This is a genomic window from Trichocoleus desertorum ATA4-8-CV12 (assembly GCA_019358975.1).
Taxonomy (GTDB): Bacteria; Cyanobacteriota; Cyanobacteriia; order FACHB-46; family FACHB-46; genus Trichocoleus; species Trichocoleus desertorum_A.
The window spans coordinates 98,398-118,507 of record JAHHIL010000011.1; the positions used below are offsets into that span (position 1 = coordinate 98,398).

A 20,110-nucleotide genomic window follows, 5' to 3' on the forward strand; every position below is an offset into this window, starting at 1 on the left:
CTATTTTTACCTGGAGTTTGGTATGGCAGTAAATTTATTTGATGTCAATTTCTATCGTGCTGCTAATCCAGATTTAGCGAGTCTTACAGACGCGCAAGCTTGGCAGCACTTTCAAGCTAATGGTCTTAATGAGGGACGAAAATTCTCACCATTTGTCAGCCTTGAAGTCTATCGTACTAATAATCCTGATTTGAAAGCAGCAGGGTTAATTAGCAATCAGCAACTGTATGACCACTTGAGAACTAATGGTGTCGCTGAGGGACGCCAATTTTCACCATTTGTTGATATTAATTATTATTTGGCTGTCAATCCTGACGTCAATCAAGCTTTTTCGGGTAATAAAGAACAAGCTTTTAATCATTTACGAACTAATGGTGTCGCTGAGGGACGCCAATTTTCACCATTTGTTGATATTAATTATTATTTGGCTGTCAATCCTGACGTCAATCAAGCTTATGGTGGCAATCGAGTTTTAGCACTACAACACCTAGAGCTTGTTGGTCTTAAGGAAGGACGGAAATTTATTTCAACTTTTAACACAAACTTCTATAAGACTGTTCATCCAGATTTGGCAGCCGCTGGCCTTAGTAATCAGCAGTTGCTGACACATTTTCAATCTAATGGACTCAGAGAGGGACTGGCCTCATCAGAATCCTTCAACGTAAAAGTTTATCTTGCCAACAACTCCGACCTGCGGGCAGCAGGCTTGAATAATCAACTAGCCTATGAGCACTTCTTAAAGTCTGGTCAGCGGGAAGGACGGCCAGGTGCTGACTACGCAGGTAACACTATAAGCGCAGCTCGTAGCATAGGTATAAGCTCTAGCACGAGCACTTTCACTGACTTCGTCGGCTACGGTGATGCAAACGATTACTATCGCTTCAGCTTAAACAGTGCCAGTAACTTTAACCTGGTGCTGAATGGCTTGGCTGCAAATGCAAATGTCAACTTGCTGAATAGTAGCGGACAAGTTCTTCACAGCTCAAGCTCCAGTGGTACAGAAGCGGAGTCAATTAATCGCATTCTAGATCTAGGTACTTATTACCTGCAGGTTTATCAATATTCAGGTAGCAGCAATTACAACCTAAACCTTGCGGCTACGGCAATTCCCTACATTACAATTGCAGGTCCCAATGGAGCAAATAGTAACGCGACAGAAGGTGCTATTCCTGGCCAATTCACTATAACTCGTACCGGAAGTACTGCAAATGCACTGACTGTTTACTACAGTGTTGCAGGGACTGCAACTAATAATATTGACTACACTAACTTAACAGGCAGTATTCTGATTCCTGCTGGGCAGTCAAGTATTACCGTACCGATTAATGTAATTGATGATAGCCTCCCCGAGGGCACTGAGACTATAATCCTTTCTCTTACTTCCAGCAGTGCTTACACACTAGGTAGTACGGCTACATCTACAGTTAGTCTTTACGACAATGAACCTGCTGCTCGTGATCTGGGAACGCTCAGTGGATTGCAGACTATTAGTGATTCTATCAGCAGTGCCAATCCCAACGATTACTACCGTTTTGCCTTGAGCGACACTCGTAGTGTCAGCTTGCTATTGAACGGCATGACTGGAGATGCAAACGTACAATTGCTTGATAGTAATGGCAATGTGCTTCACAGCCCGACTAATTATGGAAGTCAAGTAGGTGCAAACACAGGTACGACCGTAGAAGCGATTAGCCGCCTCCTCAATGCAGGTACTTATTACATCCGCGTCCTGCCTGGGGTTGCTGGAACAACTACTTCTTATAGCCTGAGTTTGTTAGATACTTCAAGCTCAACTAGCTTCACAAATCGTGTGATTGAGCTTACTAATTTCTATCGTACTCAGTCTGGTTTAAGCACCCTGACTAATAGTTCTCAGTTATCTTCTGCGGCCCAGGCTCATAGCCAAGATATGGCATTCAACGACTTTTACAGCCATACAGGATCTAATGGCTCTACCGCTGGTGGACGCTTCACTACAGCAGGTTACCAATGGTCAATGGCTGCGGAAAACATTTATGCTAGCCCCTCAAATCCTGAGACAGCTATTGAGGGCTGGATGTTTAGCTCTGGACATCGAAGTAATATTCTAAATTCGAGTCTAAGAGATATCGGAGTGGGTTACTATTACTTGCCCAATGACACAGGTAATGTCAATTGGAATCACTACTGGACTCAAAATTTTGGTGCCCCCATTTCACAGATCACTCTCTCCAGCCCAAATGGAGGAGAAACCTTCCAAGCAGGGTCGAGCTACAACATCACCTGGACAGACAACATCAGCGAGAATGTCAAGCTTGACCTGTACAAAGCTGGAGTTTACTACAGCACCATCAACAGCTCAACCTTGAGTGATGGCAGTGAGCTTTGGGCCGTACCGACTAACTTGCCAAGTGGTTCAGACTATCAAATTAGAATTGCCAGCACCACTAATGGCACTCTCTATGACTTTGGCAACAGCTACTTCACCGTTTCTCCAGCTTCCTTCGTCACTCTCTCCAGCCCAAATGGAGGAGAAACCTTCCAAGCAGGGTTGAACTACAACATCACTTGGACAGACAACATCACTGAGAACGTCAAGCTTGACCTGTACAAAGCTGGAGTTTACTACAGCACCATCAACAGCTCTACCTTGAGTGATGGCAGTGAGCTTTGGGCCGTACCGACTAATTTACCTAGTGCTTCAGATTACCAAATCAGAATCGCTAGTACGACCAATAACAACATCTTTGACTACTCCGACAGGAATTTTACACTCCAGTCTGACCTGAAAAAATACTGGTTCTATTACAACTTCAACGCAAACAACTACAGCATGGCTGATAGCTATAGTGGCAGTGTCATTGCCCCCGTTGGGATGTACACCGTAACTGTAGCAGATGGCTCATATCTTGATAGTGAGTTGTTTGACCCTAGAGCTATCAATAATGAGATCGGATTGAATGGCAAATATGTAGTTCATGCAGTTGAGGACTACAACGATAGCCTTACTAACGAGGCAGGTAGAGTTTTCGTTCATGACTATATAGATAGAGATAATGGTGCAGTGCAGCACTTCACTCCCTACAAATACACCCAGGGTGTTCAGCCCTCTGGCCTTAATTATTTAGGTAGTGAGCTAGATCACATAGACTCAGCGCGGACATCAGGTACCCAGTTTGGGCAAGACTATTATGAAGCTGATCCAGAAGCAAGCAATTGGAGGGCTGAGTACTACAACAACCGTAACCTATCAGGTTCTCCTGTGTTTATTGAAAGCTTTGGAAGTAGCCAAAACTTTGAGCGCCAGTGGGGAAGTGATTCTCCTACTACCCGTCTTGGATCTACTGCTGTTCCGACCGATAGCTTCTCTGCCCGTGTAACATCTACCCGTTACCTTGCCCCTGGCCTCTACCAGGTACGAGTTGGTTCAGATGATGGAGTTCGTGTCAAAGTAGGAAATTTAAACGTTATTGACTCCTGGGTCGATCAAGGTCCAGCTCCTCATTCAGGCTACTTTCGGTGGGCAGGCGGAACAACCCCAATTACCGTTGAGTATTATGAAAATGCTGGTCTTGCCAGTTTAAAGTTTGAGTTGATGCCAGCAACGCCTTTCCAAGATGCAGTTGATGAAGCAACTCAATGGCGCTCTACTGTCCACACATGGGATAGAAATCAAAGTGGCACTCCTCCCCTTGATTTTTATACGAACGATGCTTACAAGATCGGCGGCATTAACTTGGGTTCTAATACTCGTAGTGATGGGCAAAAAGGAATTAAGTTTGATTTAGGCAATGGTGCTTTAAATGCTGATGGAAGCCGTTTACCTGATGATTTCTTCGCCGTCCGTAGTTATACATGGGCTGACTTTGATGGAGGCCCTTATAAGTTCCGAGTACAGGGTGATGACGGCTTTCAAATCTCAGCTAAAAGCCATGCAACAGGTCAGTGGTACTACATTACACCTCAAAATGAATGGACGCCAGCTTACGGTGCTCTAGAGAAAGAGTATACTCTTCCATCTGGCCGCTATGATCTACATTTCCACTATTTTGAGCAGGGTATTGCTGCTAATTTCGACCTCTCTTGGGCTAAGGTTTCTAATCCTGACATTGATATCCAAGTCCATGATGTCTATGGCTCTTTTACTGCTTTCCAAACGTCAGCTATTCAGCAGGCTGTGGAAAATTGGGAAAGGATACTTACAAAAGACAAAGATATTACTGGATCGCTAAAGATTGCCCTTACCGAAGGGTTCACTGCGATGGGTGGAGAATCATGGGGAGGTGCGTGGGCTGAGGCTTTTGTAGATCCTGCACAGAATAGTCGTAGTGACTATAGTAACGGCTATGGAGCAGATGGTAGGTACCGGGAGGTTGACATTGCAGGAGGTAACTATCATAACCGTATCAACTACAACAGCTATAAAATCGATAGCTTGACAAAGAACGAACTAGTTCGTTTAACAATGCATGAGATTGGTCATACTCTAGGACTTGATCATGAGTCCGGATATAGCCTCATGAATACCTCTGGATTGAATGAATCCATTACGCCTACTTCATGGAGTACATTAGGCTCCCTTGGCTACAACTTTAATCAAAATGCACCTGTCTATTGGTCCTAAGATGAGGCTGCCACTCGCTGTTCGTGGTAGATAGAGGCGTTCTAAGGGGCATTGAACGCTTCATAACTATGCATCCAGGAAATACGGCTTCAAAGTAGTGGTAGTATTCATCCACAAATTGAATCGTTGACCAGAGTTCTCTGGATGCAGGCATTGATGATGGAGCAGAACAGGCACTGTCTCCATTCTAAATATTCTTTGAGAAGAGTGATAAAAGAGGGCTAGGTTGCCTTAATAAAATGCGGCTAAGCTGGGGTACTCAACCGCACCTCGCAAACCCTTCTCTTAGTGAGAGATAAGTTTTCACTTAGTGAGCGAACCGACAGGAGATTAAATATCGAGATCGGTGAGGTTCAGTTTTGGCCCGTAGGTTTCAATAAACTCACGTCGGGGAGCCACGCGATCGCCCATCAAAATCGTAAAGATCCGGTCAGCTTCCGCAGCATCTTCAATCTCTACTCGTTTCAGCGTGCGGCTTTCTGGGTTCATCGTGGTTTCCCAGAGTTGGGTGGGCATCATTTCGCCCAAACCCTTAAACCGCTGAATTGTGTAGTTAGCATTCGCGGGAAACTCACGCTGCACTAAGTTAGCCAGCTCGCGATCGCTATAGCAGTAGTAGTGACTGCGGCCCCGTTCCACCTTGTAGAGAGGAGGGCAAGCAATATAGATGAAACCCTGCTCCACCAGCGATCGCTGATAGCGATAGAAGAAGGTGAGCAACAGTGTACGGATATGTGCGCCATCTACGTCTGCGTCCGTCATGATCACGATGCGGTGGTAGCGCAATTGAGAAGAGTCAAACTCTTCTCCTTTGATGCCCAAACCTAGAGCCGTGATCAACGCCTGAATTTCAGTGTTCTTGTAGATCTTGGCATCATCGGTTTTCTCAATATTGAGGATCTTGCCTCGCAGCGGCAAAATTGCTTGGAAACGGCGATCGCGGCCTTGCTTAGCCGAGCCACCCGCAGAGTCTCCTTCCACAATAAAGATCTCAGATTCGCTAGGATCACGAGAACTACAATCCGCCAGCTTACCGGGTAGGGTTGAAGATTCTAGCACCGACTTTCGCCGCACCAATTCTCTCGCCCGCCGAGCTGCTTCGGCTGCGTTGAACGCTTGAATCGCCTTCTCTAAAATGCTGTCCGTAACCCCAGGACGGAACTCTAGATACTCAGTCAGGACTTCTCCCACCAGAGAGTCCACGATTCCCCGGACTTCTGTATTGCCCAACTTGGTCTTAGTTTGGCCTTCAAACTCTGGGTCGGGCACTTTAACGGAGATCACAGCCGTCAAGCCTTCCCGGATGTTCTCACCTGCTAAGTTAGGGTCATTCTCTTTCAACTTATTGCGCTTACGAGCCAAGTTGTTCAGAGTTCGGGTCAGCACCGCCTTGAGACCTTCTAGGTGAGTCCCACCGTCAATGGTGCGGATATTGTTGGCAAAGCCTAGCAAGCTGTCGGTATAAGCGTCAGTACACCATTGCAGAGAAACCTCTACCTGTACATTGTTGCGCTCGCCTTGCACATAGATAATCTCTTCATGGAGTGGTTGCTTGTCCCGGTTCATGTAGCTGATGTATTCCCGGATGCCACCTTCATAGAAGTAGGTTTCAGAGCGAGGTTCGTTACCTTTAACCAGTTCTAAGCGATAGTCCGTGAACGTAATTTCTACACCTGCATTCAGGTAGGCCAGTTCCCGAAGCCGACCAGAGAGCGTCATGTAGTCGAACTCAATGCCAGTCGTAAAGATGACCTCATCTGGCCTAAAGTTAACCATTGTTCCGGTACGGTCTTCAGACGTGGGTTGAGCGGTTAGCTCTGTAATTGCCACGCCGCGTTCGAAACGCTGGGTGTAAACCTTCTTATCGCGCCGAACTGTTACCTCTACCCACTCCGACAGGGCATTGACCACCGAAATGCCTACCCCGTGCAAGCCACCCGAAACCTTATAACCGCCACCACCGAACTTACCGCCTGCATGGAGCACCGTCATGACTGTTTCCAACGCCGACTTGCCCGTGCGGGGGTGAACGTCGGTCGGAATGCCTCGGCCATCGTCTTCTACGGTGACTGAGCCGTCAGCATTAATGTCAATTCGGATGTGCTTACAGTAACCTGCCAGCGCTTCATCAACAGAATTATCAACGACCTCGTAAACTAAATGATGGAGTCCTCGCGGTCCCGTACTGCCGATATACATACCCGGTCGTTTACGGACTGGCTCAAGACCCTCAAGGACTTGAATCTGATCGGCACCGTAATTGCTTGTCATGAATGAAGCGCTCCAATAATTAGGTCTGAAGCTCGATCAAGCCTCAAGACACCAAAATCTATCAAAATTATAGCACAAAAGGGTTATAAGCGATTTTAGAGGCGTTTCCAGCGAGCTTTATGGTAGGGATGGATCAAAACGTGATACAGGTGCCGAGTTTGGTTGTGATTTGTGGCCCCACTGCATCGGGGAAATCGGGGCTGGCGATCGCCCTAGCCCAACGCTTAGAATCTGCGGCCATCCTCAGCGCTGACTCGCGCCAAGTGTATCGAGAGTTCGACATCGGCACCGCCAAACCCACAATAGCCGAGCAACAACAAATTCCTCACTATTTAATAGACATTTGTGACCCAACCCAAACATTAACTCTGGCAGACTACCAAGAGCAGGCTCAAGCCTTGATTGATGAGTTTCATCAGGGGGAAGGGGAAAGGATGAAGGATGAAGGAGGAGGGATGAAGGGAAAGCGGAGGGATGTTCGGCTCTGCCGTTCGCGAAGCGTAGGAAGAGGGATGAATAAATTTCATTCTGCTGATTCTGATGCTCCTTCAGCTTCCGGGCCAATAACCCTACCAGAAACAAATTCTCCCCTTCATCCTTCATCCCTCATCCTTCATCCTTCCCCCATTCCTTTTCTTGTCGGCGGCACAGGTCTCTACATTCGCTCGGTGGTGCAAGGGTTGATTATTCCTCGCGTACCGCCACAACCAGAATTGCGATCGCAACTCCAAGCGTTGGGCCAGAAACAACTCTACGCATTTCTGCAACAAGTTGATCCAGCTTCAGCAACCCGAATTCATGCCAATGACCAAGTTCGGACGTTACGGGCGCTAGAAGTGTTCTACACCACAGGCCAACCCATATCCGCCCAACAGGGAGAAAAACCACCTGATTACCCGATTTTGCAGATTGGGCTAGATGCAGAGGGCGATCGCCTGACTCGTCGGATTGAGCAGCGCACGGATCAAATGATTGCGGCTGGCTTTGTCGATGAGGTGACAACCCTGTGCAATAAATATGGCCCTGACCTAGCTCTGCTCAACACTCTGGGCTACCAAGAGATTAAGCAATATCTAGCTGGAGAAATCTCCCTGACTCAGGCGCGAGATTTAACGGTGTTGCATACCCGACAGTTCGCCAAGCGCCAACGCACCTGGTTTCACGCCGATCCCACTATTACGTGGTTCGATTCTGATGCCTCTGATTTGGTAGAACAAGTTTGGCAGCAGATGCAGCAATTTTGGGAAAAGTCAGCATCCGCGATCGCTACTCTGTAGCCTTCTCAGATCACTAAACAACCAAGATTTATAGTTCTATTGTACTAAATTTTGAAGTACTGGAGTGGCGATCGCACCTGAAATGATGGGCATATTACAACCAGTTATACACTGGCTGCTAATTAATGAAACCCGTTTTGCGTAAAGGTCAGTTGGTGACATGGAAGGATGATCGCGGCTTTGGCTTCATCAAACCTAGTGATAGTAACGAGCAAGTTTTCTTCCATATCACTGCCTTGAAGGATGCAAACCGCCGACCTCAAGTAGGGGATGTCATTTACTATCAGCTCAGCGTTGAGCAAAACGGAAAAGCCCGTGCTTCCAACGCTTCTATTCAAGGAGTGGTTCCTAAGCAATCACTCCACTCTCCATCTTTTGTGACAAAGGCAGGAGCAAGACCACAACCTAGAGCCTGGTCGGCACAATCAACTGTAGCAACGTTGCTTTTAGCTTTACTACCTAGCGTGGGAGCAGTCCATTTTGCATTGACAACTGCTAATGTCATTCCTTTCATTCTTTATCCTGTCATGAGCCTGATTACTTTCTGCCTGTATGCCACTGACAAATCTCGTGCTCAGCAGAAACAATGGAGGGTTCCAGAAAATACACTGCATTTCTGCGAACTGCTGGGTGGATGGTTAGGAGGCTTTGTGGCTCAACAAAAATTTCGTCATAAAACTAGAAAAACCTCTTATCAAATTGTGTTTTGGCTAATCGCCGCCCTCCACATCACATTTTGGCTATATTGGTTCTTCTTTAGAGAAACACTGATCCCTCTGCTCAGTCCATAGGGGCGTTTTGCATCTGCGTAGCATTTCCACAGGAGAAAATATCTCTACAGCAGGTTCCGTAGCAACAGGGCGATCGCTTCATTACAACTCCCTGGCTAAACTTCTGAGCGTTCTAATTCGCTAAAGCCTTTGATTAGGAACATTAATCAGAGTTGGGGCTGAAACCAACTAAAATTAATTACCTACGACGGGAATCGAGCCGCTTTTATGAAGAAATTGATCAAGGGTCTGCGGGAGTTTCAGACCGGATATTTCAGCCAACACCAAGACCTGTTTGAACAGCTCTCGCAGGGTCAGAAGCCGAGAGTGCTGTTTATCGCTTGCTCCGATTCCCGGGTTGATCCTAACTTGATTACCCAAGCTCAACTAGGGGAGTTGTTTGTCATCCGTAATGCAGGTAACTTGATTCCTCCCTTTGGGGCCGCGAATGGTGGAGAAGGCGCAGCCGTAGAATATGCGATTCATGCCTTGGGCATTGAGCAAGTGATTGTGTGTGGTCACTCGCACTGTGGGGCGATGAAAGGCTTACTCAAGCTCAGCAGCCTAGAAGAAGATATGCCCCTAGTGTACGAATGGCTCAAACATGCCGAAGCCACGCGCCGCCTCATGAGAGATCATTACAGCGATCGCGAAGGGGAAGAACTGTTAGAATCGGCGATCGCAGAAAACGTGATTACCCAACTAGAAAACCTGAAAACCTACCCGGTGATCCACTCCAAACTCCACGAAGGCAAGCTGGCGCTCCACGGTTGGGTATACAGTATCGAAAGTGGAGAAGTGTTGTCCTACGATCCAGAGGAGCATGAATTTTTGCCTCCTCACAGCAAAATCTCGTCGAGAACCGCACCCAACTTTACGTTTGCTGAATCAAGACCTGCACCTCCAGAGCCAAAGCCTACTCGCGCTTTCCCAGAAGATGAGCTGTCTGCTTATGGCTGGCTACCCCGCGAACAAGCTCACCGGATCTATCGTGGTTCCTATTAGTCTCTGTTTAATGGACGCCCTGCCAAAACGTCATTAAATCACGCTGCTCCCACAACATCAGCACACCTGCGATCGCCATACTCGCCATCACTAATTGACGGAATTGGCGATCGCTAATTTTTTGGAGAACATATTGCCCTGCCCAAGTTGCGGGAGCCGCCGCCAACCCAATCAACAAACCATATCCCAAATATTCTGGTTTCAGTACCCCAAAGGCGGCGTAGACAAATAACTTGGCAATGTGAACCACGATCACATGCACTGCTTTTGTCGCCAACATTTGCTCTTTGACCAAGCCATAGTTGAGGTAGAACGGATTCATCACTGGCCCGCTGCTACCCACTAGGCCAGAAATAAAGGCATGGAAAAATCCGGCGGGTAAAAACTGCCAAGTCTGAACCGTGAAGGTGCGTTCTTGTTTGCTCAACCCGTAGCTCAGCACCGTCGCTAGTAGGAATAAGCCGATCAGGAATTGCACCCATTCCACATGAATTTGGGTAAAGGTGTAGGCTCCGAGTAAAGCCCCGGCGATCGCTCCTGGTAAGTACCAGCGGGTCATTTCCCAGTCAATATGCTGCCAAAATAACAAAGCTCGCTGGGCATTGCCGAGCAACATGCCAATGGTGATCACGGGAGCAACGGCGGATGCTTCTAGGAAAAAGTTGACGACTGGAATTAGCACCAAAGGACTGCCGCCACCTGCCAAAGCACTAATAAACCAAGCAAGAAGACTCGCAACAGCTAAACACAGGATGAGCATGAGAATGTTAAACAACTTTTAACCTAGTGTTTACATTCTCATGCTTTTACTTCCACTGTGAGTTATTTGGGTAAAATTTCTGCTCAGTGCGATCGCCTCACCTTACTGGGTGAGCTAGCGGCAGGAGGGCGATCGCTTTTTCCTTCAGTAAGCTAGAAACAAGGTCAAGGTTTGATCTTCTAAGCAACTAAAAGTCCCTGCGATCGCTTTTTCCAAGGGCTGAGAAAAGGCGATCGTTTTCTTATAGCTTTGAAGTGGGACGAACGCTACTCTTTAAGAAGATTCAAGATACATTATTTCTAGTGAGAGCAATCATAGAAATGCCAACCCCTTACGATAAAACCATAGACAAGATTCTTCAGCTACCAGAACCGCTACTTCGAGAAGTAAACGATTTTGTGGATTTTTTGAGAATGAAGCATGACAGCGATCGCTGGCGGCTGTGGGAGCAGTTTAGTGAAACCACAAAATTGTCTGAATCTGACTTTTCGGACTATCTAAGTAATTTAGAAAACTATGAAGAACAATTAGCGAATGGAGAGATTAGTTGGTAGTCGTTAGTCGAGGAGATATAGTGCTCTGCGATCTAAATCCAGTTGTAGGTACAGAGCAGTCAGGAATTCGGCCTGTAGTTATTCTGCAAATTGATCGAGCAAATGCTGCCAGTCCTCACACTATCGTTGCGCCATTTACAACCAAGATACGACGTAAGCTCTTACCTTCCCATGTCTTCGTGCCAGCAGGAATAGGAGGTTTAAGCCAAGACTCAGTATTGTTATGCGAACAGATTCGAGTAACTGATAAGTCTAGAATCATCCGATTGATTGGCAGCTTAGATCAAAGTTATATGCAGGAATTAGGAGATGCCCTAGCTATCATTCTCGGTTTATCCAATCAAGAATAAATAAGCTGCGATCGCTCTTACTCAGTCCTTAAAAAAAGTGATCGCTTTATTATTTCATGAAAAACGATTATTTAGAGGAATTGGTTTTAGGATCTATTACTACTAAAACTACCTAATACCAAGCATTAATACATAAGAATAAATCTTAATCAGAAATCACCTCAAGACTAACCTTTACTTGATGCTGACAAGTCTTATTAAAAGCTTCTTCAATTTTGGGTAACCAACGTTGATTTACCCGAAATAGGGCACTAGAGCTAATGCCAATTCTGGCTTGATGACCATCAAAAGATAAGAGGCGACTTTGTTGACGTAGCAAAGACTGAGTACTAGGAGGCCGTAACTGGCTGAGGACTTTTTGCCAGAGCTGGTTCAAGTCTAAAGGTAGCTCTGTTTTTGGTTGCGGAGGTAACGCTGGCATCTGAGGCTCTTGTTTCTGAGCTTTTAACTCTTGAATCGCAACTTCTAAACTGGTTAATTGCTCCCAAGATAGAGGATATTGCCACGAACCAATTTGGATAGAGAGTGAAGAACTAGTAACTTCTGAGGTGTAATCCAATTGAGCTTTGGGAGAGTTGAACTGTAAGGATTGAGCTTGAATAAATTCGATAAAACTGCGTAATCCCCCACCATAAAGCAGGTCTTCTAAACCCAATACGGCTTGACCATCTTGTAACTGGATCATTCCAGTCGGCAGGAAACCCGCTAAAAATAAATGATATTCGGGTTGAGCTTCATTCACTTCTTCCCGAATCCAAATACAAACCACTACAGAGTTTTTTTCAACTTCATCTTTACTAACCACCCACTGAATTTTATTAGCTTTGGTGTGCGAAGCTTTAACCTGGATACTAATTGCTGGATTGGCTGCTAAACGCAAATAGCCAATAGGAAACAAATCCCCAGTTAAGTAGCGACTGAGATACTGATAGCTGCGAATATAAGTAATAAATAGCTTCCATTGTCGAGCATCAAAAGCTGTGCTCGTATCATTACCTGTAATATCGCGATAGCTACCTTTCGCGACCAAATTACTCAACTGCCTTTTAATGACAGATTCACCCAGCTTCCCAGTTAGATGATTGATAAACACATCATGCACGGGGGCCGTGTTTTTGTAACGCTCAGCCAATAGCCAGCAAGCATCTCGGAGCTTTTTAAGCCTTTGATTGCTGACAAATGCTAATTCACTAAACTGATTTTCGACTTCGCAAAACAGCAGATTTTCTGTCCCAGACTTGAACCGCTTAATAAAGTCAGCCTGTTGGGATCTCAGCAATGTTTTCCAATCCATGCTCAGGGGTCTCAAGCGATCGCAAATCTAGACTCAAAACTAGAGAGTGGCTAGCGCATATCGTAACCGAACAAGTTCGGATTCACCTCTCCTAATTGCAAATTTGCGAGACCATATTCTGCCCAACGGCGATCGACCATTGCTGCGGTATCTGGGTCAGACTCCAACGCTGCGCCCCATTCGTGATTGGTTTCTGGTGGGATCTTAGTCGTGGCGTCAATGCCCATCCGACCGCCCAGACCAATTTTTTCACTAGCAAAATCGAGCGTGTCGAAAGGCGTTTCCGGCAAGATAAATACATCTCGCACCGGATCAACTTTGGAAGTAATCGCCCACACCACCTGACGCGGATCGCGAATATTGATGCTTTTGTCCACCACAATCACAAATTTGGTGTAGGTGAATTGGGGCAACGCACTCCAAAACGCCAACGCTGCCCGCCGTGCCTGACCCGGATAAGCTTTGTCAATGGAAATAATGGCTGCCTTGTAACTGAGGGCTTCCATCGGCAAAAAGAAATCGACAATCTCAGAAACTTGTTGCCGCAGGATTGGGGTGTAAATGCGGTTAAGCGCGATCGCCATCATCGCCTCTTCTTTGGGCGGACGACCGCTAAACGTAGTCAGGTAGATCGGGTCTTTGCGCTGAGTGACACAGTGGAAGCGAACCAAGGGCGAATCTTCTACCCCGCCGTAATAGCCCATATGATCGCCAAAAGGCCCGTCAGGCAGCATTTCTCCAGGGGTGATCGTGCCTTCTAAGACAAATTCGGAGTCTGCCGGAACTTCGAGGTCAACGGTTTTGCACTTCGCTAGATTGACTCCAGAGCCACCATACAGCCCTGCAAACAGCCATTCTGACAGGTCTACTGGGATGGGTGTTGCTGCCGCCATGATGATCAGTGGATCTACACCCAGCGCGATCGCCACTTCAAGCTTTTTGCCTCGCTCTGCCGCTTTGCGTAAGTGCCGCGCCCCACCGCGCACAGATAGCCAATGCACCGTCATCGTTTTGTCCGATTGCAGTTGCAGCCGATAGACACCGACATTAGGAGTCTCCGTTTCGCAGTCTTTGGTAATCACCAAGCCCAGCGTGATGATCTTGCCTGCATCGCCGCAATAGGGGCGAATCATGGGAATTTGATTGAGGTCTAATTCATCTTCGTGGAGCACCACTTGCTGACAAGGGGGAAACAAGTCTCGTCCTGGTTTAGCCCGCAGCACATCAAACAAAACTTTGCCAAACTCTACCGCTTGAGCAATTTTTTTAGGTGGCTTGGGTTGTTGCAACATGCTGAGCTTTTTACCCAAAGCTTCTAGTTCTTCGGGTTGCTCCATGTTCATAGCCCAGCAGATGCGCTCCACCGTGCCCATTGTGTTGACAGCGACTGGATAGGGAGAACCTTTGACGTTCTCAAACAGTAGGGCTGGCCCGCCTTGCTGCAACATTCGGTTAGAAATTTCAGCAATCTCTAAGTCTGGGTCAACCAGGGCAGAAATGCGTTTTAGCTGCCCTCGCTGCTCTAACTGTTTTAAGAATCCTCGTAGGTCTCTCGCCATGATTAAGATGTGTAAACCGTCCTCTCTCATTATGAGGCGAAACCTGGTCACTATTCGATGGTGAATGGGGATTCAAGCTCTCAGATTGGCGAAGTAAGGTCAGACTGTTACGAAAGTAGGGCATTGAGTGAACTCTAAATCGTAAGATTCGTACTGCTGAATCAGCGTATTAGACGAGCAGGCCAGTGTAGCAGTATTGATAAATCCGTATTTCGTGGAGGACGAAATTGACTCACGCCAAGTTGAATTCTGGAGAGAAAGTGATTCCGGTAGCAGAGATTAGTATCTTTATCTATCAATGTCTTGCTCGAATTCACCAACAGCAGCCTGGGTTGTTTCTAGAAAAATATCGTGCTCTACCCTGGAATAGCGATCGCCACCAATCAGCACTGATGCCGCGATTAGAAGCAGCCCTAGGCAACGTTAATCATATTGCTACGGTTCGACCAAAAGTTCAGCAAATCTTACAGGTCTTTTTAGGAAATATTGCCTTAGAAAGTTCTAACTTCGCTCAATTAAATTTAGAGCTTTCACAGCTGTTATCTCCATTAGATCCAACCCAAAAAGTTGAGCTGCAAAGTGGAAATGGTAGTAAATCTCAGCCTGTAAATGATTTAAAGACTAATTCAGACTCAAATACGTCATCTGCGATCGCAATCTTGTTGCTAGATGCTGAAAACTTACAAATCGATGCCAAAACTGAACAGTTTTTAGCCCGAAATTGCACTCACCCCATTCAGATCAAAATTGCTTTTGCCAACTGGCGAAATATGGGAAAGCAGGATGTGGAATTGCATAAGCGAGGCTATGAATTAATTCATGTTCCAGCGGGTAAAGATAGCGCTGATGTCAAAATGGCAACAGTAGGCTCATCCATTTTTGTCCATTATCCAACTGCTAAGGAAGTTTTGGTTTGTTCCTCCGACAAAGTGATGACGCACCTCTGCACTACCTTGAAAACTCATGGACTAACAGTATATTTAGTTCACAAGAAGGAAAACTTCATTCAGGTTTTGAATCATAGAACAGGCAAGACCGAAACTTTTAATCCTGAAAAGCCTCTAGAAATACCCCCTCTAAGGGATTGCATTGTTCACCTGAAGCAAATCATGCAGGATGAGCAACGGAAAACTGGAGAGCAATGGCTTGAGTTAGCTAAAATTTCTAAGATTTTTCAACAAGAAAGCAGCTTTACAATCAGCCAGATGATGTCAAAATACTTTCCGGGCAAGAAAGCAAGGGAGCTATTTACTGAGCATCCTGAACATTTTGTTGTCCATCAGTTGTCTGATCCAAAAAGTAGTCTTTATATCACTCTATTTCAAGCAAATGCTCCTGTTGTCACAAAGGATTTAGGATCTTCAGAAGGAGCAGTGGATAAATCCAAGTCTGCTCACGATGTAAAAATTTCTAAAATCAACTCCCCTGCGGACTTAGAAAAAATATTTATTGAAATATTGCAGGAACTGATGATGGAATCCAAAGAAGTTTCTATCTCCTTAGCATTGTTTGGTAGTGCTTTCAGTAAGAAATATAGTCAGCCCGCCAACACAGTGATTAAAGAGAAACTGAAAACTGGTGGTACTTTAATTAAATTCTTAAAAAGTTCCCAGTTATTCAAAGTGGAATTGAAGCAAAAAGAGTGGCGCATCGCGATCGCTGCAAAAACTCAAAAGTAACTATTCCTAGTTTTCAGCCCTTAAATAATAAATTATGTCTCTCGAATGCCGTGTCAGACTGTGTGGTGGGTAGCATAGGGCCAGATCTGTGCGCCTGATCGAGCGCTTTAGGTTCCCCTCTGGCAAGTGCGACGTCCGTTATGACCATTCAAAAACTCCCGCTTGAAGCCGTACAGAAAGTCAGGCAGTACATCAAAAGTACCCTGGCACTTCCAGAATCAGAGAACTACCCCAAGCCTCAAACTCTATTTGACAACAGCGAAGAACCGCCAGAGCCAGAGTCCTTAGATGCGCTGGGCGATTTGTTTAAGTTTGCCAGTATTCCTGAAGAAGAAACGTCTTCACCCAACACAGAAGGGCGTTGGTTCGTCAGTGCGGTGAATCCGGGGGCAACCTTGCTGAAGTTACCAGGATTAAAGCTAAAACCAAACTTTCGCTTAGCTGGCTACTTATATCGAGTCCCAGAAGGGGGAGATGGGTCGATTTGGGCTTTGCCAGAAGAGTTTAGTACTACAGCTCAACTAGAAAAAGCTCTAGCCAATAGTGGCGATCGCGCTCAGCCGCCCCAACCGAGTGGTGCCTTGGCAGATTTCATGGAGGCCGTAGAAGGCGATCGCTCTGCTTCGTCCTATTTAATCGCTTCCATCTTGAGGCGAGAACTGCAAGAATTTGGCGTGCTAGGAAAATACTGCGAGTGGAGCCATCACCATCTGATTAATGCAGTGCCACCCCAACTCAACTGGCAGTGGCGCAAAGAAGCTCCTAAAGATCTCACGCCTAAGGTGGCAAATGCTCCGGATGGCCGCATTGCTGTGGAGTTTTTTACTTGCCGTGTCGTGCCGCCTGTAGCCCTCTTCCGCCATCTGGATCAGTATGCTGCGGGTACTTACAAAGCTACCTGTAGCAACCAAGCCTTAGCCGTTAAAGTTTGATACTCAAAGCTGCGTCGGTTGAGCGAGAGACTCGGGCGTAAAGGTTACTTCCTTCACTTCCCCTACTTCGCCCAATGGCTTAGCAGAGTTGCGATTTACGGCCACCACCACGCCACCCGCATTCCCCGCTAGTAACGTTAACTCTTTCTTAGCGGTCCAAGTTCTTTTAGTCCCTTGAGGTAGAGTCCCCTCGAAGGCTGTTTTGCCGTCCACAATCACTTGCACCCACGATTCTTGAGTCACGTTGAGGGCAGCTTCAATGGGGACCGCAGAGCTAGGAGAAGTAGATCGCTGAGCAGGCACAGCTACAGGCTGAGTTGATTTTTTTGGGGGTTGTGCAGTCGCTGGTTTTGGCGAAGCTGCTGGTTTTGCTGCTTGGTTTTGTGCCTGGGTAGAGGATGCTTTTAGAGCTGCTGATTTCGGAGCTGTTGATTTCGGAGCTGTTGATTTTGGAGCTGGAGGTTCGGTTTGGGAGTTGGGTACTACAGTTTTGGGTCGGTTCAGAAGCGCCATACTTCCCAGCAATAGTACTGCGATCGCTAACGCCGCCCCTCCCGCCAACCCAATGAGACGGGATCGGTTCTCTGCCTTCTCCGCTATAGAGGACTTGGTATCAAGCGTTGATTCTGAATCTTCCGGAGGTGGGGGGGGAGCTATTTCTAAAGGGAAGGTCTGAGCTAACGCAGTGCCATCTAAGTGCACGGTATCACCGTAGCGACGAATGAACCCTTGAATGAACACAGGTTCGGGCAATAAATCAACCTGACCTGCATCTAAAGCCCGCAAAGCCCCCATCGAAATATAAGTTTTAGCAGCCAATTGCTCCAGGGTCATACCCTGTTTTTCACGCGCTTGGCGCAGCTGAGTGCTAATGGCTTGCAGCTTTTCAACTTGGTTTGGATCTAAACGATTCACTGGATTTTCCTACCCAAGGCTACACACGGCTTGTAATAGAGAACCTAGCGACTAAACACTACCTTTCTTCAGCAGAATACCAGCCTAGGGAGCTAAAAGAAACATAATCAACCATTTAACTGCTGGATTTTAGTTTTTGCTCAAGCCCATAAACAGAATTATTTCTTCAGAGAGAACGCTGATTTCAACAAACAAGGGGAGAATTTACAGGCAGGCTTGGGGACTGAACTTTAGGAGTTATGAAAATTGATCATGTCCACTTTTACGTAGAAGATGCTAGAGCCTGCCGCGATTGGTTTGCTCAAACTTTGGGGTTTCAAGCGGTAGCGGCGATCGCTGATTCACACACCCTTACAGAAGTGGTACAGCAAGGCTCGATTTACTTTGCGCTGTCTTCTCCACTCAGCACTGTCAGCCCTGTAGCTCAGTTTTTGCAGCAGCATCCCCCTGGTGTCGTGGATGTCGCTTTTCTGGTTGAGGATTTGGCAACGGTAATGGCTCAGGCGATCGCTCAGGAGGCCAAAGTCCTAGAGCCTAGGCAACAGCAGCCAGTGCAACAGCAACTAGGGCAAGGGTGCCTTCAGTGGGGCCAGATCGCAGCTTGGGGCAATTTGCGTCACACTCTGGTGCAGCGGTCTGGATTAACGTCACTGTTGCCTTTAGGGTTGGAGTCAGCTCTAGTGCGAGGAGCAATGCCTTGGGTGAGCGATCCAGCGCTATCTCAACCCCAAGGCCAAGTTAGGGAGCAAGGTAAGGAGCAAGGTAGGCAGGTTGATGCCTCCGAGGTCACTTTCACCCAAATTGATCACGCCGTTTTGAACGTTGGCGTTGGTGAGTTGGAACCCGCGATCGCCTGGTATGAGAAAGTTTTGGGGTTTCAACCCCAACAGCAATTTGCCATTCAAACCAAGTATTCCGGGCTGCGCAGCCAAGTGTTGGTGCATCCGGAGGGGGGAGCGCAATTGCCGATTAACGAACCCACGTCTGCAAGTTCACAAATCCAAGAATTTCTCGACCTAAATCGTGGCCCCGGAATTCAGCATATTGCCTTGCAAACGGATGATATTGTGGCGGCGATCGCTCAACTGCGACAAAGAGAGCTATCCCTGCTATCAGTGCCCACAACTTACTATACGCAACTCCAACAGCGGCCCGGATTTGACCCAGCGGCCACAGATTGGCAAGCGGTGACTAAGCAACAAATCTTGGTAGATTGGCAATCAGAAGTTTCTCCAGCTTTATTGCTACAGACCTTTACCCAACCAATTTTTAGACAGCCTACCTTCTTTTTTGAGGTGATCGAGCGCCAAGTTTACCGCCGGAACGGCCAAGCGCAAAAGGCGCAAGGATTTGGTGAAGGCAATTTTCGCGCCTTATTTGAAGCGGTAGAGCGAGAACAGATGAGACGTCGCCCTTAACCCCTTTTTGAGAGAGTTTGGGGATCGAGCCTTAACAGAAATGTATTGGCTCTTAACCTTAAATCAGCCCCTATGGCAGACACCCTAGCCAGCCGTAGGTAGGTGATTCGGTTTGCAGGACCGTGTAAAAAAGTTAACAGAATCTTTTCGCTCTGCCAATGCTAAGGCTCATTACCGACTTTGATGGTCCGATCATGGATGTTTCCGATCGGTACTACCTCGTTTACCAATATTGCTTGAACCAGACAAAACGCCCTGGGCAAGCAGTGCAACTCCTTTCCAAATCAGAATTTTGGCGACTCAAGCGATCGCGGGTGCCTGAACAACAAATTGGGCTGCGCTCTGGCTTAGACGAAGTTCAAGCAGTCGAGTTTGCCCGATTGCGCCGTACCACTGTTCATACTTTGCCTTACTTGGCTTATGACAGCTTGATCCCCGGTTCAGTTGCCGCCTTGGAACGCATTCAGCAAGCAGGCGCTGACATTGCCGTCATGACTATGCGCCGCACTTGGGAGCTGAAATATGTCTTTGAACGCTACGACTTAGAGCGGTTCTTTCCGGCCAATCGCTGCTACTGCCTCGGCGACGACTACATCAAAACTAACTCGCGGTTATCCCCTCCTTCAGCAAAGCAAGGAGGGGCGGGATAGCGGGCAGTCTTAGCGGTTCAATGCCGCGTGGACTACCAACAAACGCTAACTACCCCCTAGAGTGATTCTGAAT

At 47.0% G+C, this 20,110-nt stretch carries 15 protein-coding genes; 10 read left to right on the forward strand and 5 right to left on the reverse strand.

The window, feature by feature from the left end:
- Positions 1–22: 22 nt before the first annotated feature.
- Positions 23–4,603 (forward strand): pre-peptidase C-terminal domain-containing protein, encoded by a 4,581-nt coding sequence (locus KME12_11415; protein MBW4488386.1) that lies wholly within the window; start codon positions 23–25, stop codon positions 4,601–4,603.
- A gap of 330 nt (positions 4,604–4,933) precedes the next feature.
- On the opposite strand, the gene gyrB is transcribed toward KME12_11415, so the two are convergent.
- Entirely contained in the window at positions 4,934–6,874 is a 1,941-nt protein-coding gene (gene gyrB / locus KME12_11420) for a DNA topoisomerase (ATP-hydrolyzing) subunit B (protein ID MBW4488387.1), read from the reverse strand.
- A gap of 128 nt (positions 6,875–7,002) precedes the next feature.
- Between gyrB and miaA the strand changes: the two genes are divergently transcribed.
- From miaA to KME12_11435, 3 genes are all read left to right on the forward strand, one after another.
- The gene (gene miaA / locus KME12_11425; protein ID MBW4488388.1) at positions 7,003–8,151 is read left to right on the forward strand and encodes a tRNA (adenosine(37)-N6)-dimethylallyltransferase MiaA; all 1,149 of its coding nucleotides are present in this window, start codon (positions 7,003–7,005) and stop codon (positions 8,149–8,151) included.
- 125 nt (positions 8,152–8,276) lie between these two features.
- Complete coding sequence (locus KME12_11430) at positions 8,277–8,942, forward strand: cold shock and DUF1294 domain-containing protein (protein MBW4488389.1); 666 nt, start codon at positions 8,277–8,279, stop codon at positions 8,940–8,942.
- Positions 8,943–9,149: 207 nt separating this feature from the next.
- Positions 9,150–9,926 carry a carbonic anhydrase gene (locus KME12_11435; protein ID MBW4488390.1) on the forward strand — a complete coding sequence of 259 codons (777 nt, stop codon included), beginning with the start codon at positions 9,150–9,152 and terminating at the stop codon, positions 9,924–9,926.
- Positions 9,927–9,933: 7 nt separating this feature from the next.
- On the opposite strand, the gene KME12_11440 is transcribed toward KME12_11435, so the two are convergent.
- A complete protein-coding gene (locus KME12_11440; GenBank protein ID MBW4488391.1) occupies positions 9,934–10,686 on the reverse strand; it encodes a sulfite exporter TauE/SafE family protein in 753 nt (250 codons plus the stop codon).
- A 320-nt stretch (positions 10,687–11,006) separates the two neighbouring features.
- Here KME12_11440 and KME12_11445 point away from each other — a divergent pair, with 320 nt between their 5' ends.
- Positions 11,007–11,240 (forward strand): hypothetical protein, encoded by a 234-nt coding sequence (locus tag KME12_11445; GenBank protein MBW4488392.1) that lies wholly within the window; start codon positions 11,007–11,009, stop codon positions 11,238–11,240.
- Positions 11,234–11,590, forward strand: a complete 357-nt coding sequence (locus tag KME12_11450; GenBank protein MBW4488393.1) for a type II toxin-antitoxin system PemK/MazF family toxin — start codon at positions 11,234–11,236, stop codon at positions 11,588–11,590. The genes KME12_11445 and KME12_11450 overlap by 7 nt, the downstream gene beginning before the upstream one ends.
- Positions 11,591–11,735: 145 nt before the next feature.
- Here KME12_11450 and KME12_11455 read toward each other — a convergent pair whose 3' ends face one another.
- Together KME12_11455 and KME12_11460 are read right to left on the reverse strand one after the other, a co-directional pair.
- Positions 11,736–12,884 (reverse strand): hypothetical protein, encoded by a 1,149-nt coding sequence (locus KME12_11455; GenBank protein ID MBW4488394.1) that lies wholly within the window; start codon positions 12,882–12,884, stop codon positions 11,736–11,738.
- Positions 12,885–12,934: 50 nt separating this feature from the next.
- The gene (locus tag KME12_11460) at positions 12,935–14,443 is read right to left on the reverse strand and encodes a UbiD family decarboxylase (protein ID MBW4488395.1); all 1,509 of its coding nucleotides are present in this window, start codon (positions 14,441–14,443) and stop codon (positions 12,935–12,937) included.
- 227 nt (positions 14,444–14,670) lie between these two features.
- On the opposite strand from KME12_11460, the gene KME12_11465 reads away from it, so the two are divergent.
- The gene (locus KME12_11465; protein ID MBW4488396.1) at positions 14,671–16,122 is read left to right on the forward strand and encodes an NYN domain-containing protein; all 1,452 of its coding nucleotides are present in this window, start codon (positions 14,671–14,673) and stop codon (positions 16,120–16,122) included.
- A 140-nt stretch (positions 16,123–16,262) separates the two neighbouring features.
- Complete coding sequence (locus tag KME12_11470; GenBank protein MBW4488397.1) at positions 16,263–17,054, forward strand: hypothetical protein; 792 nt, start codon at positions 16,263–16,265, stop codon at positions 17,052–17,054.
- 3 nt (positions 17,055–17,057) lie between these two features.
- On the opposite strand, the gene KME12_11475 is transcribed toward KME12_11470, so the two are convergent.
- Entirely contained in the window at positions 17,058–17,969 is a 912-nt protein-coding gene (locus tag KME12_11475) for a DUF4115 domain-containing protein (GenBank protein MBW4488398.1), read from the reverse strand.
- Positions 17,970–18,208: 239 nt separating this feature from the next.
- Here KME12_11475 and KME12_11480 point away from each other — a divergent pair, with 239 nt between their 5' ends.
- Together KME12_11480 and KME12_11485 are read left to right on the forward strand one after the other, a co-directional pair.
- On the forward strand, positions 18,209–19,387 hold the full coding sequence (locus KME12_11480) for a VOC family protein (GenBank protein MBW4488399.1): 1,179 nt from the start codon (positions 18,209–18,211) through the stop codon (positions 19,385–19,387).
- 158 nt (positions 19,388–19,545) lie between these two features.
- Positions 19,546–20,037, forward strand: a complete 492-nt coding sequence (locus tag KME12_11485; protein MBW4488400.1) for a hypothetical protein — start codon at positions 19,546–19,548, stop codon at positions 20,035–20,037.
- Positions 20,038–20,110: the final 73 nt, after the last annotated feature.

Coding starts and splice junctions, on each gene's coding strand:
- KME12_11485 (MBW4488400.1), top strand. CDS start 19,546: ATGCTAAGGCTCATTACCGACTTTGATGGTCCGATCATGGATGTTTCC.
- KME12_11480 (MBW4488399.1), top strand. CDS start 18,209: ATGAAAATTGATCATGTCCACTTTTACGTAGAAGATGCTAGAGCCTGC.
- miaA (MBW4488388.1), top strand. CDS start 7,003: ATGGATCAAAACGTGATACAGGTGCCGAGTTTGGTTGTGATTTGTGGC.
- KME12_11430 (MBW4488389.1), top strand. CDS start 8,277: ATGAAACCCGTTTTGCGTAAAGGTCAGTTGGTGACATGGAAGGATGAT.
- KME12_11415 (MBW4488386.1), top strand. CDS start 23: ATGGCAGTAAATTTATTTGATGTCAATTTCTATCGTGCTGCTAATCCA.
- KME12_11435 (MBW4488390.1), top strand. CDS start 9,150: ATGAAGAAATTGATCAAGGGTCTGCGGGAGTTTCAGACCGGATATTTC.
- gyrB (MBW4488387.1), bottom strand. CDS start 6,874: ATGACAAGCAATTACGGTGCCGATCAGATTCAAGTCCTTGAGGGTCTT.
- KME12_11470 (MBW4488397.1), top strand. CDS start 16,263: ATGACCATTCAAAAACTCCCGCTTGAAGCCGTACAGAAAGTCAGGCAG.
- KME12_11445 (MBW4488392.1), top strand. CDS start 11,007: ATGCCAACCCCTTACGATAAAACCATAGACAAGATTCTTCAGCTACCA.
- KME12_11460 (MBW4488395.1), bottom strand. CDS start 14,443: ATGGCGAGAGACCTACGAGGATTCTTAAAACAGTTAGAGCAGCGAGGG.
- KME12_11455 (MBW4488394.1), bottom strand. CDS start 12,884: ATGGATTGGAAAACATTGCTGAGATCCCAACAGGCTGACTTTATTAAG.
- KME12_11440 (MBW4488391.1), bottom strand. CDS start 10,686: ATGCTCATCCTGTGTTTAGCTGTTGCGAGTCTTCTTGCTTGGTTTATT.